Below are 14,847 nucleotides of genomic sequence, written 5' to 3'. Positions count from 1 at the left end.
TGCGCTGCGCCTGCCCGGTCTCCCCTCCGACGGCTGGGCGGGGTGGCCGACATGACGGGCGCGGCGTCGGCGGGTCGTCGCGCGAGCCGGTCAGGTGCTGCGCGGCGGCAGGGGCGGGCGGGTCTTGTCCGGGACGTCCGTGTAGGTCGGCGGCGTGGCCGCCGGGCGCTCCGCCAGCAGGTCCAGCGCCACCTGCACCGCGTCGCCGAGCTGTGCCTGGCGCCCCTCCGCCCAGTCCAGCGGCGTGCGCAGCACCGCGATGTCCGGCTCCACGCCGTGGTTCTCCACCGACCAGCCGTACGCGTCGAACCACGCCGCGTTCATCGGCACCGTGATCACCGTGCCGTCGCCCAGCGTGTGGCGGCCGGTCATGCCCACCACTCCGCCCCACGTGCGCTGTCCCACCACCGGCCCCAGGCCGAGCAGTTTGAACGCCGCCGTGATCATGTCGCCGTCCGACGACGTCGCCTCGTCGGCGAGCGCCACCACCGGCCCCCGGGGGCCGTTCGAGGCGTACGACACCGGGTCCGCGTTCCGCGTCAGGTCCCATCCGATGATCGTGCGGGTGAGTTTCTCGACGACCAGCTCGCTGATGTTGCCGCCCGCGTTGCCGCGCACGTCGACGATCAGGGCCGGGCGCGACACCTCCATCCGCAGGTCGCGGTTGAACTGCGCCCAGCCCGAGCCGCCCATGTCGGGGATGTGCAGGTAGCCGCACTTGCCGTCGCTCAACTCCCTCACCACCTCCCGGCGTTTGGCGACCCAGTCCTGGTAACGCAGGGGGCGCTCGTCGATCAGCGGGACGATCGCGACCCGGCGCGCCGGGCCGCCGCCCTCCGCCGGCCGGAACGTCAGCTCCACCGTCGTGCCCCCGGCCGCCGCCAGGAGGGGGTACGGGCCCGCCACCGGATCCACCGGCCGGCCGTCCACGTGCGTGAGGACCGCGCCCTCCCGGATGCCCGTACCGGCGAGCGGCGACCGTGCCTTGGAGTCGGACGACTCGCCGGGCAGGATGCGGCGTACCAGCCACTCCCCTTCGCGGCACACGAAGTTCGCGCCGAGCAGTCCCATGGCCCGCTGGTAGTGCGGCGGGCCCTCGTTGCGGCGCGCGGCGGCGACGTAGGCGTGCGAGGTGCCCAGCTCGCCCAGGACCTCACGCAGCAGGTCGGCGAACTCGTCGGGCGTGGCGACGCGTTCGAGCAGCGGACGGTACTGGTCGAGGATCGCGTCCCAGTCGATGCCGCCCATCCGCGGCTCCCAGAAGTACGCCCGCACGATGCGGCCCGCCTCCGCGTACGCCTGCCGCCACTGCGCCTCGGGGTCGACCTGGTGCAGGATGCGCCGCAGGTCCAGGTAGACCGTGCTGTCGCTGTCGCCGGACTCGGTGGCGGGGACGGCACGCAGCTCGCCCTCGTCCATGACCACCAGCCGTGAACCGTCGCCGCTGACCGTGAACCAGTCCAGGTGGTCGACGAGTTCCGTCTTGCGCGCCTTGGTGAGGTTGAAGTGTTCGAGGGTCGGGCGGCCCGACATGTCCGCCGGGTTGGCGAACGTCTCGCCGAGCGCCCCCGAGATGGGCCAGCGCAGCCAGACCAGTCCGCCGCCGGAGACGGGCTGCAGCCCCGAATACTTGCTCGCGGCCACCGGGAACGGCGTCACCCGGTTCGGCAGGCCCTCCACCTCGACCAGGACCGTCATGCCGTCGGTGCTCTCGCTCTCCTCGCCCTCCACCGGGTCGAGTCCGCCCGCCGCCGGCCGGCCCTCCGCGGACAGCGCGAAGGGCGACGGTGTCGCGGAGGAGAGCGGTACGAGGTAGGGGCGGCAGCCCAGGGGGAACGACAGGTCGCCGGTGTGGACGTCGTACACCGGGTCGAAGCCGCGCCAGGAGAGGAACGCCAGATAGCGGCCGTCGCTCGTGAAGACCGGGTTCTCGTCCTCGAAGCGGCCGTTGGTGACCTCGATGATGTGCTTCGTCTCGATCTTCGCCATCTTGATCTGGCGCAGGGTGCGGCCGATGCCGGGGTGCGACCAGGTCAGCCAGGCCCCGTCCGGGGAGAACGCCAGGTCGCGGACCGGGCCGTTGGTGGAGCGCGTCAGTTCGGTGACGTCGTCCGTCGCGTCCGCGTCGGCCGAGGCGTCGACGAGGAGCAGCCGGCCGTCGTGCGAGGCGATCGCGATGCGTTCGCCCTCCGGGTCCGACACCAGCTCGTGCACGCGCCCGAGCCTGCCGGAGGCCAGCCGTCGCCGCTCGCGGTCGCCGCTCGCGCGGGGCAGGTACGCGATCTCGATGGCGTCCTCGCCCTCGGCGTCCGTGATGTACGCGACCTGGCCGCCGCCGCCCAGCATCTGGGGCAGCCGGGCCCGTACGCCCGGGACGTCCGTGATCGTGCGGGCCGGGCCGTCGCGGTGGGTCAGCCAGTACAGGCTGCCCCGGACCACCACCGCGCTCGCGCGGCCCGTCGTGTCGACCGAGAGGCCGTCGACGTTGGCCGCCGCCGGGACGTGGTAGGCGCGCCGGCCCGCGCGGGGGCCGCCCAGGCGGACGTCCAGGCGGCGCGGTTTCGCACCGGGGGACAAGTCGTCCACCAGCCACAGGTCGCCCGCGCACTGGTAGACGACGCGGGCGCCGTCGCTGGAGGCGTGCCGGGCGTAGAACGCGTCGTGGTCGGTGTGGCGGCGCAGGTCGGTGCCGTCGTACGCGCAGGAGTAGAGGTTGCCGACGCCCTCGTGGTCCGAGAGGAACGCGATGCGTCCGTCGACGAACATCGGGCAGTCGAGGTGTCCGCCGATGTCCGGGAGCAGTTGCCGGCCGTGCAGCCACAGGCGGCCCGTCGCGCCGCCCCGGTAGCGCTTCCACGCGGCGGGCTCGTGCGGGGGCTTTCCGGTGAGCAGCAGCGTACGGCGCTCGCCCTCGACGTCCGCGACCGCGATGTCGGAGACCGGGCCCCAGGGCAGCTTGGAGCCTGGGCTGCCGTCCGTGGGAAGCGTGTACGCCCACGAGAAGTGCGAGAACGGCTGGCCGTGGGAGGCGACCGCGAGGATGTGCGCGGGGTGGTCTGGGCCGTCGGGGGTCCAGCCGCAGACGCGGGTGTCCAGCGAGCCCCAGTGGCTGAGCCTGCGGGCGGGGCCGCCGTCCACGGGGGCGAGGTGGACCTCGGGGTCCAGGCTGCGCCAGGTGGTGAACGCGATGTGGCGGCCGTCGGGGGAGAAGCGGGGGTGGGACACCTTCGTGCGGTCGACGGTGATGCGCCAGGCGCGGTCGGGCTGTTTGCCGGGCGGGACGACGGGGGCCAGCCAGAGGTCGTCCTCCGCGGCGAAGCACAGGAGGTCGCCGTGGAGGTGGGGGAACCGCAGGTAGGCGGCGCTGCCGTCGGGGACCTCCGGGTCGGTGCGGCGGGGGCCCGCGGGGGCTTCCGGGTCGGTGCCGCGCCGGGGCGTCTCCTCGGGCATCGAACGTTCGGCTACCGCTGCGTTTCCGTCGGGGTGGTTGCGTTCGACGCCCTGCGGGGAGCGCCCCGGCACGTCCCCTCCCGCCACGGTGGGCTGCTCGGCGGGCGTGGATTCTTGAGGGCCGACGGACCCGGGTGCGTCGCTCACCCCCCAATGCTTTCCCCGGGCCGTGGGCGCGGCAACTTGTGGCGCGGAACACCATCGAAACGGTTTCGTTTCGGTGAGGGCGGGCGTACCTTGGGTGTACGAAACCGTTTCGTTCGCTGGGAGGTGGGTCGGCATGGCACGCACGCGGCTCACGCCCGAGCGGGAGAGCGAGCTGTACGAGGCCGTACTGGACCTGTTGCGCGAGGTCGGCTACGACGCGGTCACCATGGACGCCGTCGCGGCCCGCACGCGGTCCAGCAAGGCCACCCTCTACCGCCAGTGGGGCAGCAAGCCGGAGCTCGTCGTCAGGGCCCTGCGGCACAACAAGCCCGTCAGTCTCGCGGACATCGACACCGGCACTCTGCGGGGCGATTTCCACGCACTGGTGGAGCGGACCGACGACTGTCAGATGGAACGGGACTCCGCGCTGATGCGGGGCCTCGCCCAGGCCGTGCACGAGAACCCGGATCTCCACCAGGCGCTGCGGGAGCTGCTCATCGCACCCGAGCTCACCGGGCTCGACGGCTTGCTGCGGCGTGCCGTCGACCGGGGGGAGATCCCCGCCGAGACCGCCGCCCTGCGGTACGTCCCGCACATGCTGGTCGGCGCCTTCGTCGCCCAGGAACTCATCGAGGGCCGGTCGCCCGACCGGGCCTTCCTCGCCGACTACATCGATGCCGTGGTGCTGCCCGCGCTGGGCGCCGCCTGATGGTCCCGGTGTAGTGCCCCACGCGGCGCCGCGGAGTCCCCGCCCGGCGTCCGTCCCCGTAGAAAACGCTCCACCTGACGCGTACCGCTCTCGTCGTCGGGCTGGTCACCCCTGCCCTGTACGTACCAACGACCTGACCGGGAGAACGCCCTCGTGGCCACTTTCCTCTACAAGATGGGCCGGTTCGCCTTCCGCCGCCGCCCCTTCGTCGCCCTCGCGTGGACAGTCCTGCTGGTGCTCGCCGGTCTCGGCGCCGCCTCCGCTTCCACCGCCACCTCCAGCTCGTTCTCCATACCGGGGACCGAAGCGCAGAAGGCGTTCGATCTGCTCGACGAGCGCTTCCCCGGCGCCGCCGCCGACGGCGCCACCGCCCGCGTGGTGTTCAAGGCTCCCGAAGGGGAGCGGATGACCGACGCCGGACACAAGGCCGAAGTGGAGAAGGTGGTCGCCGGGCTGCGGTCGGGTTCCGACCAGGTCGCCTCGGTCGTCGATCCGTACGCCGGCAAGGCCGTGAGCCGCGACGGCACGACGGCCTACACCCAGGTCTCGTACAAGGTCAGCGGCATGGAGCTGACCGACGGGACGCGGGACGCGCTCGTGGAAGCCGGTGACGAGGCCCGGGAGACCGGGCTGACCGTCGAGATCGGCGGTGACGCGCTGCAGGCCGTGCCGGAGACCGGTTCGGGGGAGATCATCGGCGTGGCGGTCGCCGCCGTCGTGCTGGTGATCACCTTCGGATCGCTCGTCGCGGCCGGGCTGCCGCTGCTCACCGCGATCATCGGGGTGGGGATCGGCGTCTCCACCATCACCGCGCTGGCGAACGTCCTGGACCTCGGCTCCACCACCTCGACGCTCGCGATGATGATCGGCCTCGCGGTCGGCATCGACTACGCGCTGTTCATCGTCTCCCGCTACCGGGCCGAGCTGGCCGAGGGGCGCGAGCCGGAGGACGCGGCCGGCCGGGCCGTGGGAACGGCCGGGTCCGCCGTCGTCTTCGCCGGCCTGACCGTGGTGATCGCGCTGGTCGGACTCGCCGTGGTCAACATCCCGATGCTGACGAAGATGGGCTTCGCCGCGGCCGGCACGGTCGTGATCGCCGTACTCATCGCCCTGACGCTGGTTCCCGCGCTGCTCGGATTCGCGGGCAAGAAGGTCTTCGGCCGCAAGGCCCGCAAGCGGCAGGGGCAGGCCGCCGAGGCCGGCAAGCCCAACATGGGGACGCGCTGGGCGCGCTTCGTGCTGCGCCGGCCGGTCGCCGTGCTGCTCACCGCCGTGGTCGGGCTGGGCGTCGTCGCCGTACCCGCCGCCTCGCTGGAGATGGGACTGCCCGACGACGGCTCCCAGCCGGTCAGCACCACGCAGCGCAAGGCGTACGACCTGCTGTCGGACGGCTTCGGGCCCGGCTTCAACGGGCCGCTGATGGTCGTCGTCGACGTGGCGGACGCCGAGCGGCCCAAGGACGCGGTCGGCCATGTCACCGACGTCGTCAAGAAGATGGACGGTGTCGCCGCCACCGTGCCCGGGCCGCTGAACAAGGCCGGCGACACGTCCGTCGTCACCGTCGTGCCCAAGGACCGGCCCAGCTCCGAGGGGACCGAGGATCTGGTGCGCTCCATCCGCGGGGCCGGCGCCGGCATCACGTCCGACACCGGGGCCGAGGTGCTGGTCACCGGGGCCACGGCCATGAACATCGACTTCTCGCAGAAGATGAACGACGCGCTGCTGCCGTATCTGGCGCTCGTAGTCGGGCTCGCGTTCCTGCTGCTGATGCTGGTGTTCCGCTCGGTCCTCGTACCGCTCAAGGCCGCTCTCGGCTTCCTGCTGTCCGTGGTGGCGGCGCTCGGCGCGGTCGTCGCGGTCTTCCAGTGGGGCTGGCTCGCGGACGTGGTGGGCGTCGAGCAGACCGGACCCGTGATGTCGATGATGCCGATCTTCATGGTGGGCGTCGTCTTCGGTCTCGCCATGGACTACGAGGTCTTCCTCGTCACCCGCATGCGGGAGGCGTACGTCCACGGGGAGCGCCCCGGGCAGGCGATCGTCACCGGCTTCCGGCACGGCGCGCGGGTCGTCACCGCCGCGGCCGTCATCATGATCGCCGTCTTCGCCGGGTTCATCGGATCGAGTGAGTCCATGGTCAAGATGATCGGCTTCGGGCTGGCCATCGCCGTCTTCTTCGACGCCTTCGTCGTGCGGATGGCCATCGTGCCCGCCGTGCTCGCGCTGCTCGGCAACAAGGCGTGGTGGCTGCCGCGCCGGCTGGACAAGGCGCTGCCGAACGTCGACGTCGAGGGCGAGCAGCTGCGCAAGGAGCTGGGCGACGACGACGCCGGGGCCGGGCGCGAGCTGGTGCGCGCCTAGGCGCCGAAGAGCTCCGGGGCCGCTCGACGAGCGGACGGCGGCCCCGGTCGCGCACCGGCTCGTGGGGACGGGACCCGGTGCGACGGTGAGGTCCCTCCGGCCGTGACGGCCGGAGGGACCTCACCGTTTTCAGTGGGCGGCCTCCGTGGTCACGGGTTCCTCGGCGGCGTGCGTGCGGCGCAGGAAGCGGAGCAGCGGCGCCCGGTCGAACTGGATCACGGCCATGCCCTGTTCCGAACGCAGCTCCATCACGGCCTGCACCCGGCCGCAGGGCCACACCCGTACATCGCCGCTGTCGGTTTCGGCCGGACGGGTCATGCCGGCCTCCAGCAGGGCGCGGGTGAAGACCCACTCGTTCTCGGCGCCGTCGGGCGAGACGTCCGGTGGGAAGACCAGGCGGACCACGAGCGGGTCCTCCTGCGGGTCGTATCGGAGGGCCACGGGGACGGCGTGCCGCTGGGGACCGTCCGTGACGAGGCAGGCCCGTGCGTGGTCCTCAATGGTCGGGGGCATCGGGCGGCTCCTAAGGTTCGGGGCTTATGTCCTCTAATGTCCCATATTTTGGGGCGTGCGCCCCGCTTCATTTGTGACCCGTGCGCTCTTGCGACCTGTTTGCAAGAAGGCACTATCATCGAACGGTTCATCACACCGCAGGAAGCGGAGCCTCCCCATGCATGTCCCCGACGGATTCATCGACACACCTGTCTCGGCTGTGGCGGGCGTCGCAGCCGTGGCGGCGGTCGCCGTCAGCCTGCGCGGAGCGCGCCGTGAGCTGGACGAGCGGACCGCCCCGCTCGCCGGGCTCGTCGCCGCGTTCATCTTCGCCGTGCAGATGCTGAACTTCCCCGTCGCGGCCGGCACCAGCGGGCATCTGCTCGGGGGCGCGCTGGCCGCGATACTCGTCGGCCCGTTCACCGGCGTGCTCTGCATCTCCGTCGTGCTGCTGATGCAGGGCATCCTCTTCGCCGACGGCGGGCTCACGGCGCTGGGCGTCAACATCACCGTCATGGGCGTCGTGACGGTGATCGTCGCGTACGTGCTCTTCCGCGGGCTCGTGAAGGTGCTGCCGCGCCGCCGCTCGTCGGTCACCGCCTCGGCGTTCGTCGCCGCGCTGGTCTCCGTTCCGGCCGCCGCCGCGGCCTTCACGCTGATCTACGCCGTCGGCGGGACGACGGACGTGCCGATCGGCAAGGTGCTGACCGCCATGGTCGGCGTGCACGTCCTCATCGGCATCGGCGAGGCCGCGATCACCGCGCTGACCGTGGGCGCCGTCATCGCCGTACGCCCCGACCTGGTGCACGGCGCGCGCGGGCTCTCCGCACCGCTCAAGCTGCTCGTCGGCGGCGAGCTGGTGGACGCGGCTCCCGCCGACGCCCCGGCTCCCGTCGCCGCCCGCTCCACCCGCACGGTGTGGGGCGCCGGACTGGCCTCCGCGCTCGTCCTGGCCGGAATCGTCTCGTTCTACGCCTCCGCCAGCCCCGACGGCCTGGAGAAGGTCGCCGCCGACCAGGGCATCGACCAGAAGGTAGAGGACCACGCCGCCGCCGACTCCCCGCTCGCCGACTACAGCGTCAGCGGCATCGGCGACGGCCGGATCTCCGGCGGCCTCGCGGGCGTCGTGGGCGTCGGCGCGACCGTCGCGGCCGGCAGCGGCGTCTTCTGGGCGGTACGGCGCCGGCGCGGGCAGGACCGGCCGGCCGCCGTCGTGACGCCGGCGCGCACCGAGGACAAGGAAACCGCCTGACATGGGCGCGGGCCACGCCCACAAGCTCTACCGGCACGGGCACTCGCCGGTCCACGCGCTGCCGCCGCACTGCAAGCTCGCCGCAGTCTTCTGCTTCGTCCTCGTCGTCGTCTCCACGCCGCGCGAGGCGATGTGGGCCTTCGGCCTGTACGCCGCGCTGCTCGCCGGCGTCGCGTACGCGGCCCGGGTGCCGGCCGGATACCTGCTCAAGCGGCTGCTCATCGAGGTGCCCTTCGTGGCGTTCGCCGTGCTGATGCCCTTCGTGGCCCAGGGGGAGCGGGTGGAGGTGCTCGGCATGTCGCTGAGCGTCTCGGGCCTGTGGGGCGCCTGGAACGTCCTGGCGAAGGGGACCCTCGGCGTCGCCGCGTCCGTCCTGCTCGCTTCGACGACCGAGCTGAGGTCGCTGCTGCTGGGGCTCCAGCGGCTGAAGCTGCCGCCGATGCTCGTGCAGATCGCGTCGTTCATGATCCGCTACGGCGACGTGATCACGGACGAGATGCGCCGGATGTCGATCGCCCGGCGCTCGCGCGGCTTCGAGGCGCGCGGCGTGCGGCACTGGGGCGTCCTGGGCAAGACGGCGGGTGCGCTGTTCATCCGCTCCTACGAGAGAGGCGAGCGGGTGCACCTGGCCATGGTCAGCAGGGGGTACACCGGCACCATGCCGGTGATCGACGAAGTGACCGCGACGCGGGCCCAGTGGTCCCGGGCGGCGGCCCTCCCGGTGTCGGCGCTGGCGGTCTGTCTGCTGGGATGGACGCTATGACCACCACCCTGTCTCTTGAGGTCAGCGGCCTCGCGTACGCCTATCCGGACGGCCACCAGGCACTCTTCGGCGTCGACCTGAACGTGGCGCGCGGCGAGCGCGTGGCGCTGCTCGGACCGAACGGCGCGGGCAAGACGACGCTCGTACTGCACCTCAACGGCATCCTCTCGGCGGGCGCCGGTTCCGTGACCGTCGCGGGGCTCCCCGTCGGCAGGCAGCACCTCGCGGAGATCCGCCGCCGGGTCGGCATCGTCTTCCAGGACCCCGACGACCAGCTCTTCATGCCGACGGTCCGCGAGGACGTCGCCTTCGGCCCCGCCGCGGCCGGGATGCGCGGCGCGGAGCTGGAGGCGTGCGTGACGGCCGCGCTGGAGCGGGTGGGCATGGCCGAGTACGCCGACCGGCCGCCGCACCACCTGTCATTCGGCCAGCGGCGCCGGGTGGCCGTCGCGACCGTACTGGCGATGGAACCGGAGATCCTGGTCCTGGACGAGCCGTCGTCCAACCTCGACCCGGCGTCGCGCCGCGAACTGGCCGACATCCTGCGGTCCCTGGACGTGACGGTGCTGATGGTCACCCACGACCTGCCGTACGCGCTCGAACTGTGCCCCCGTTCGGTGATCCTCAGCGGCGGCGTGATCGTCGCGGACGGGCGAACGCAGGAGCTGCTGTCGGACGACGCGGTGATGCGGGCGCACCGGCTGGAGCTGCCGTTCGGGTTCGACCCGCGCTCGGTGCGGGTGGAGGCGTAGGGGGCGCCGGCCGGGCGGTGCGGGGCCTGCACGGCCCCCGTGCGGCAACGTGCGCGCCGTACGGGCGCTTTCGCACGAACGGCGCTCCCGGGACCCCCCGCCTCCCCGCCGGCGGGGCCGTTGCACCATGGGGGGCATGAGCGCGAGCACGGTAGTGGATGCACAGGGCACGGTGGCTGCCGGATTCGAACCGGTCAGGGACGCGTTCGTGCGCAACTTCGCGCGGCGCGGCGAACGCGGCGCGGCGGTGGCCGTCTACCGGCACGGCTGCAAGGTGGTCGACCTCTGGGCCGGCACCCGCGACGTGGACGGCACGGAGCCGTGGGCCGTCGACACCGCCCAGATCGTGCGTTCGGCCACGAAGGGCGTCGCCGCCGCCGTGCCGCTGCTCCTCCACCAGCGCGGCCAGATCGACCTGGACGCCCCCGTGGCGACGTACTGGCCGGAGTTCAAGGCGAACGGCAAGGAGCGCGTGCTCGTACGGCACCTGCTGTCCCACCGCGCCGGCGTACCGGTGCTCGACCGCCCGCTGACGCCCGCCGAGGCGATCGACGGCGTCAGCGGGCCGCGCGCCGTCGCCGCCCAGGCGCCCGCCTGGACGCCCGGCGCCGACCACGGCTACCACGCCCAGACGTACAGCTGGCTGATCGGTGAGCTCGTGAAGCGCGTGACGGGACGGACCGTCGGGCGGTGGATCGCCGAGGAGATAGCCCGGCCGCTGGGGCTCGACTTCTGGGTCGGGCTGCCGGCGGACGAGGCGCACCGGGTCGGCCGCGTGGGGCCCGTCGCCCCGCCGCCCCCGGACGGCGGGGCGCTGCGGCTGCGGCCCAAGCGGAGCGTGAGCGAGGCGTACGCCGATCCCGCGTCGCTCACCCGGCGCGCCTTCGGGGCGATCGACCCGCTCCCGGACGAGAACGACCCCGCGTACCGGGCGGCCGAACTTCCCGCGTCCGGCGGGATCTCCACCGCGCGGGCGCTGGCGCGGTGCTACGCGGCGATGATCGGCGAGGTCGACGGTCACCGGCTGTTCGCCCCGGCCACGCTCACGCTCGCGCGCACCGAGGAGTCGGCAGGAGCGGACCGTGTCCTGGTCGTCGGCACCCGCTTCGGGCTCGGCTTCATGCTGCACGGCTCCGGCGCGCCGCTGCTCGCGCCCGGCTCGTTCGGGCACCCGGGCCGGGGCGGCTCCCTCGGATTCGCCGATCCCGAGTCGGGGATCGCCTTCGGGTACGTGACCAACGGGCTCCAGAAGGGCGTCACCGCGGACCCGCGCGCCCAGGCCCTCGTGCGCGCGGTGCGGTCGGCCGTGTGATCCCGGGCGGGGCCAGGGGCACGCGGTGGGCCTCCCGGGGGCACGCCCGGCCGGCGGGCCGCTCAGCCCACCACCACCGTCAGCGTCTTCGTCACGGAGATCTTCCTGCTCTCGGGCGACACGGGACGGTCGTCGTACCCGCAGCGGTGGCAGCCGAACAGCCCGACCCTGGTCGTGCCCTTCCCCTGTGCGGTGAAGCCGTACCGGTCCTGCCGTTCCGCGGCCGGGTAGCCGGTGGTCCGCACCGGTCCGGGCGCCGGACCCGCCACCGCGCCGTCCGGCTCCCCGGTGACCTTCCACGTGGAGCCGGGCTGGTCGCCGTAGCGATTGGCCACCAGGGAACGCTCGCCGGGGCGCACGGTGACGGTGCCCGCGAAATCCCCGTCGAGCCTGCCGGACCGGTCCGACTCGTACGCCTCGTCGAGATCCGCTTAGGGGGCGCTCGTCACGACGCCGCCCTGGATGCCGTCCTCGACCCGGACCGGGTACGACGGCGCCCGCGCCGCTCAACGCCGGCACCGCGGCACCGCCCGCGAGGCCCCCGCAGGGCCGCCTCCTGCGCAGTTTCGGCATCGTGCCCCCACGACTCGCTGATCGCCACGACGAAGAACGCGCCTGCGGCTTCGCCGCGTTCGCGCCGGACGGGCAGGTTCCGAGCGGCCTGGGTTCCGGACGGTACACGCGCCGTGACGTCCCTCAGCCCGCCCGCAGTACCGCCGCCACCAGCGGGCCCGCCGCGTCGCCCCCGTGGCCGCCCGACTCCACGGACGCGGCGGCGGCCACGTCGTCGCTGAACCCGGCGAACCAGCTGTTGGACGTGCCCTGCCCGTCGACCTCCGCCGATCCGGTCTTCGCGCCCTTGTCGCCGCCGACCGACGCCATCGCCGCGGTACCCGTGCCGAAGGACGCCGTCGCCGTCTGCCGCATCATGGCGACCAACTGGCTGTGCACGGACGGAGCAAGGGAGCGGGACGCCTTGGCCAGTTCGCGGCCGTCGAGCGACTGCGGCACGATGACCGGCTGCCGGAACGTGCCGGCCTTGGCGGTGGCCGTGACCGAAGCGATGTTGAGGGCGTTCATCTGGACCGTGCCCTGCCCGATGTACTGCGCCGCCGCCTCGCCGCCGGAGGACTCCGGGATCGTCCCGTCGGCCGTGACGATCCCGGTCTGCCAGTTCAGGCCCAGACCGAACACCTCACGCGCCGTGCGGGGGAGCGCCGCGTCGTCCTCGGTGTCGTCGATCAGCTTGACGAAGGCGGTGTTGCAGGAGCGGGCGAAACTGGTGGCGAAGGTGCCGTCCGCGATGGAGAAATCGTCCAGGTTCTTGAAGGTGCGGCCCATGTACATCGCGGTCGGCGGGCACTCGGCCTTGCGGTCCGCGCCCGTCAGGCCCTTCTCCATCAGCATCGCGGCCGTCACGATCTTCAGCGTGGAACCGGGGGCCTGCTTGCCGAGGACCGCCGCGTTGTACCCGTCCGTGCGGTTGTTGGCGACGGCCAGGATCTCGCCCGTGCTCGGCTCGATCGCCGCGACCGACGCCTGGCTGTACTTCTTCACCGCCGTCTCGGCCGCCGCCTGCACGCCCGCGTCCAGCGTCGTCGGCAGTTTCCCCGCCCTGCCCTTGACGAGGGTGAGCAGCGGGCGCGGGGCGACACCGTTGTCGCTGCCGCTCTCGACGGTCAGCTCGACGCCCGGCGTTCCGCCCGCCTTCTCCCCGTACTTCTCCCGCAGCGTGTCCAGGACGGGCCCCAGCGACGGGTACTTCTCCTTCGTCAGCTCGGCGCCGCGCCGGTCGACCGCCTTGATGGACGGGGCGGAGGCCGGCCCCGTCCGCAGCACCTCGCCGTCCTTCAGACCGGGGTGGAGTACGGACGACTTCCAGTCGACCAGGGCCTTGCCCGTGGTGAGGCCGCGCACGACCGTCAGCTCCGACGCGTACGAGAAGGACTTGCTCGCGCCCTTGTACGTCACGGTGGCGTCGGCGGTGAACGGCACCGTGGCCCCCACCGCCGTGCCGGGCTTCAGCTCCACCTCGCCGATGTGCGCCGCGTCCCGGTACGCGGACAGGGCGGACTGCGCGGCAGCGGCGTCGTCGGTCAGATCGGCGGCCAGGCGGGCGTCGCCCTTCGCCCAGGCGGCGAGAAAGTCCTCGGCGGTCCGCGCGACCTCGTCGGCGCTCGGCGGGCCGGTCTTCTTCGGCGCCGACAAGGTGCCGACGTCCGCACCGCCGGTCTCGTCGCTCACCATGGAGTACGCCCCGTAGCCCACCCCTCCTGCCATGGCCAGGAACACTCCGCCGACTATGGCGACCTTCGCTCCACTGCGCATGCTGTGCAGTCCCCTCCCCAGGAGTCCCTCCTGAACTGAACGTGTTCAAGAAGTGCTGTATCGCACTGTACGGGACGTGAGTTGCCCCTGGGGTGAGCGTTACAGGACCGGGACGGACGCACCCCTGCCCGGCCGGGGCTCGCCGCCGTACCCGGGGAGGCGGGAACGCGGCGCTCGGGAGGACGTTATCGCCGGGCGCGGCGGCGGGCGATGATCAGGCCGAGCAGGATGCCGACGAGCAGCGTGACCGTGAGGACACTCCACATGGGGAGCGTGACGGTCTCGATCCAGAGCTTGATGGTCACCGAGCCGGTATTGGTGGCGATGAACCAGATGGCCAGGGCAGCCAGGACCACGAAGCCAATGGTGCGCAGTCGCATGTCCCGTCCCTTGACCGTCACGGATGAGGGGGCATGCTGCTTTTTGGTGTGGTCCATGAAACCATTGTCCGAGGGTTGGGACGGACGGGCGAATTGTTCAGGTTCCGCCCGCTGCCCTCGTGACGTGCCGGGCCGGCTAGACCCAGGTGTCGAACCAGATGCGGTCGCGCCAGGCGTCTATCGGGATCGTCTGCCCGGTGTAGATCGGCCAGAAGTAAATGAAGTTCCGTCGATAGGTGCTGGCAGCGCTCGGACCAGGGCGTTTACCGTCAGGCGTAGCCATGTCTCGACATTCGGGCCGTCTGTGGGCCGTGATCTCTGTTAGGAAGGCGTCGTCAGAGTCGCACGAGCGACGTGCTGGTAGTTACGCCAGGCGTCCCGTCCCTCGTCTACGCACTCTTCCCAGGCGGCCTGATGTGCCTCGATCGCGGCTTGGTCGCTGCCGCCCACCGTGTCAGGCCACCTGTTCGCGCAACGATGTATCTCTAGGGCCGACGTCGTTACGCCCTGGGACGCGGCCACGAGTTCATCAGGCCCCCAGAGCTGGGTTGCAGCGTTGGCGTTGTTCAGCACAATGAAATGCTCGAACAGCGCCACCAGGTCATCGTGCGCCACCAGTTCCTCCTGCGTGATCGCGGCATGGCAGGCCCCCATAGGGTCGAGGAACGCCGTCCAAGCGCTGGAGATATCGCTGCACACTTGCCTGCGCTGGTCCCGGACCCAGTGGCTGTGCTCCGCAACTGATTGATGCTGCACCTGTGTTAGTGCAGCATCAATCGTCTTCTGAGCACCTGTTCGGGCACCGTACGCCGTGGCCAGGCCGCCTATCCCGGCGCCTACCAGACCAGCTACGCCAGCGAAGACAGCAGCGATTCCTTGATCCATAGGATCATTCTCGTCTGAG

The 14,847-nt window shown here is 72.1% G+C and carries 12 protein-coding genes; 6 read left to right on the top strand and 6 right to left on the bottom strand.

The genetic code is table 11. From position 1 onward, the window contains the following. Positions 1 to 90: 90 nt before the first annotated feature. Positions 91 to 3,597, bottom strand: coding sequence for a S41 family peptidase (locus tag AC07FK_RS16285; protein ID WP_479105544.1), 3,507 nt, complete (start codon positions 3,595 to 3,597; stop codon positions 91 to 93). A gap of 133 nt (positions 3,598 to 3,730) precedes the next feature. On the opposite strand from AC07FK_RS16285, the gene AC07FK_RS16280 reads away from it, so the two are divergent. Both AC07FK_RS16280 and AC07FK_RS16275 read left to right on the top strand, forming a co-directional pair. Continuing rightward, positions 3,731 to 4,306: a TetR/AcrR family transcriptional regulator gene (locus AC07FK_RS16280; protein WP_479105543.1), complete on the top strand. Its 576-nt coding sequence runs from the start codon at positions 3,731 to 3,733 to the stop codon at positions 4,304 to 4,306. A 153-nt stretch (positions 4,307 to 4,459) separates the two neighbouring features. Beyond that, positions 4,460 to 6,664: an MMPL family transporter gene (locus tag AC07FK_RS16275; protein ID WP_479105542.1), complete on the top strand. Its 2,205-nt coding sequence runs from the start codon at positions 4,460 to 4,462 to the stop codon at positions 6,662 to 6,664. A 129-nt stretch (positions 6,665 to 6,793) separates the two neighbouring features. On the opposite strand, the gene AC07FK_RS16270 is transcribed toward AC07FK_RS16275, so the two are convergent. Continuing rightward, positions 6,794 to 7,177, bottom strand: a complete 384-nt coding sequence (locus AC07FK_RS16270) for an SsgA family sporulation/cell division regulator (RefSeq protein WP_479105541.1) — start codon at positions 7,175 to 7,177, stop codon at positions 6,794 to 6,796. 157 nt (positions 7,178 to 7,334) lie between these two features. On the opposite strand from AC07FK_RS16270, the gene AC07FK_RS16265 reads away from it, so the two are divergent. From AC07FK_RS16265 to AC07FK_RS16250, 4 genes are all read left to right on the top strand, one after another. Next, positions 7,335 to 8,408, top strand: a complete 1,074-nt coding sequence (locus AC07FK_RS16265) for an energy-coupling factor ABC transporter permease (protein ID WP_479105540.1) — start codon at positions 7,335 to 7,337, stop codon at positions 8,406 to 8,408. A gap of 1 nt (position 8,409) precedes the next feature. Beyond that, positions 8,410 to 9,171 carry a cobalt ECF transporter T component CbiQ gene (gene cbiQ / locus AC07FK_RS16260; RefSeq protein WP_479105539.1) on the top strand — a complete coding sequence of 254 codons (762 nt, stop codon included), beginning with the start codon at positions 8,410 to 8,412 and terminating at the stop codon, positions 9,169 to 9,171. Continuing rightward, positions 9,168 to 9,923, top strand: a complete 756-nt coding sequence (locus AC07FK_RS16255; RefSeq protein ID WP_479105538.1) for an energy-coupling factor ABC transporter ATP-binding protein — start codon at positions 9,168 to 9,170, stop codon at positions 9,921 to 9,923. The genes cbiQ and AC07FK_RS16255 overlap by 4 nt, the downstream gene beginning before the upstream one ends. Positions 9,924 to 10,077: 154 nt before the next feature. Next, complete coding sequence (locus AC07FK_RS16250; RefSeq protein WP_479105847.1) at positions 10,078 to 11,235, top strand: serine hydrolase domain-containing protein; 1,158 nt, start codon at positions 10,078 to 10,080, stop codon at positions 11,233 to 11,235. A 62-nt stretch (positions 11,236 to 11,297) separates the two neighbouring features. Here AC07FK_RS16250 and AC07FK_RS16245 read toward each other — a convergent pair whose 3' ends face one another. The 4 genes from AC07FK_RS16245 to AC07FK_RS16230 all read right to left on the bottom strand — a co-directional run bounded on the left by AC07FK_RS16245 (position 11,298) and on the right by AC07FK_RS16230 (position 14,828). Further along, on the bottom strand, positions 11,298 to 11,570 hold the full coding sequence (locus AC07FK_RS16245; RefSeq protein ID WP_479105537.1) for a hypothetical protein: 273 nt from the start codon (positions 11,568 to 11,570) through the stop codon (positions 11,298 to 11,300). A 361-nt stretch (positions 11,571 to 11,931) separates the two neighbouring features. Further along, positions 11,932 to 13,563: a penicillin-binding transpeptidase domain-containing protein gene (locus tag AC07FK_RS16240; protein WP_479105536.1), complete on the bottom strand. Its 1,632-nt coding sequence runs from the start codon at positions 13,561 to 13,563 to the stop codon at positions 11,932 to 11,934. A gap of 185 nt (positions 13,564 to 13,748) precedes the next feature. Next, positions 13,749 to 14,000 carry a DUF1049 domain-containing protein gene (locus AC07FK_RS16235; protein WP_479105535.1) on the bottom strand — a complete coding sequence of 84 codons (252 nt, stop codon included), beginning with the start codon at positions 13,998 to 14,000 and terminating at the stop codon, positions 13,749 to 13,751. Positions 14,001 to 14,264: 264 nt separating this feature from the next. After that, the gene (locus AC07FK_RS16230; RefSeq protein WP_479105534.1) at positions 14,265 to 14,828 is read right to left on the bottom strand and encodes a hypothetical protein; all 564 of its coding nucleotides are present in this window, start codon (positions 14,826 to 14,828) and stop codon (positions 14,265 to 14,267) included. Positions 14,829 to 14,847 lie beyond the last annotated feature (19 nt).

The sequence above is a fragment of the Streptomyces sp. NPDC046122 genome (assembly GCF_056429965.1).
This window is presented reverse-complemented; position numbering and strand designations above follow the sequence as displayed.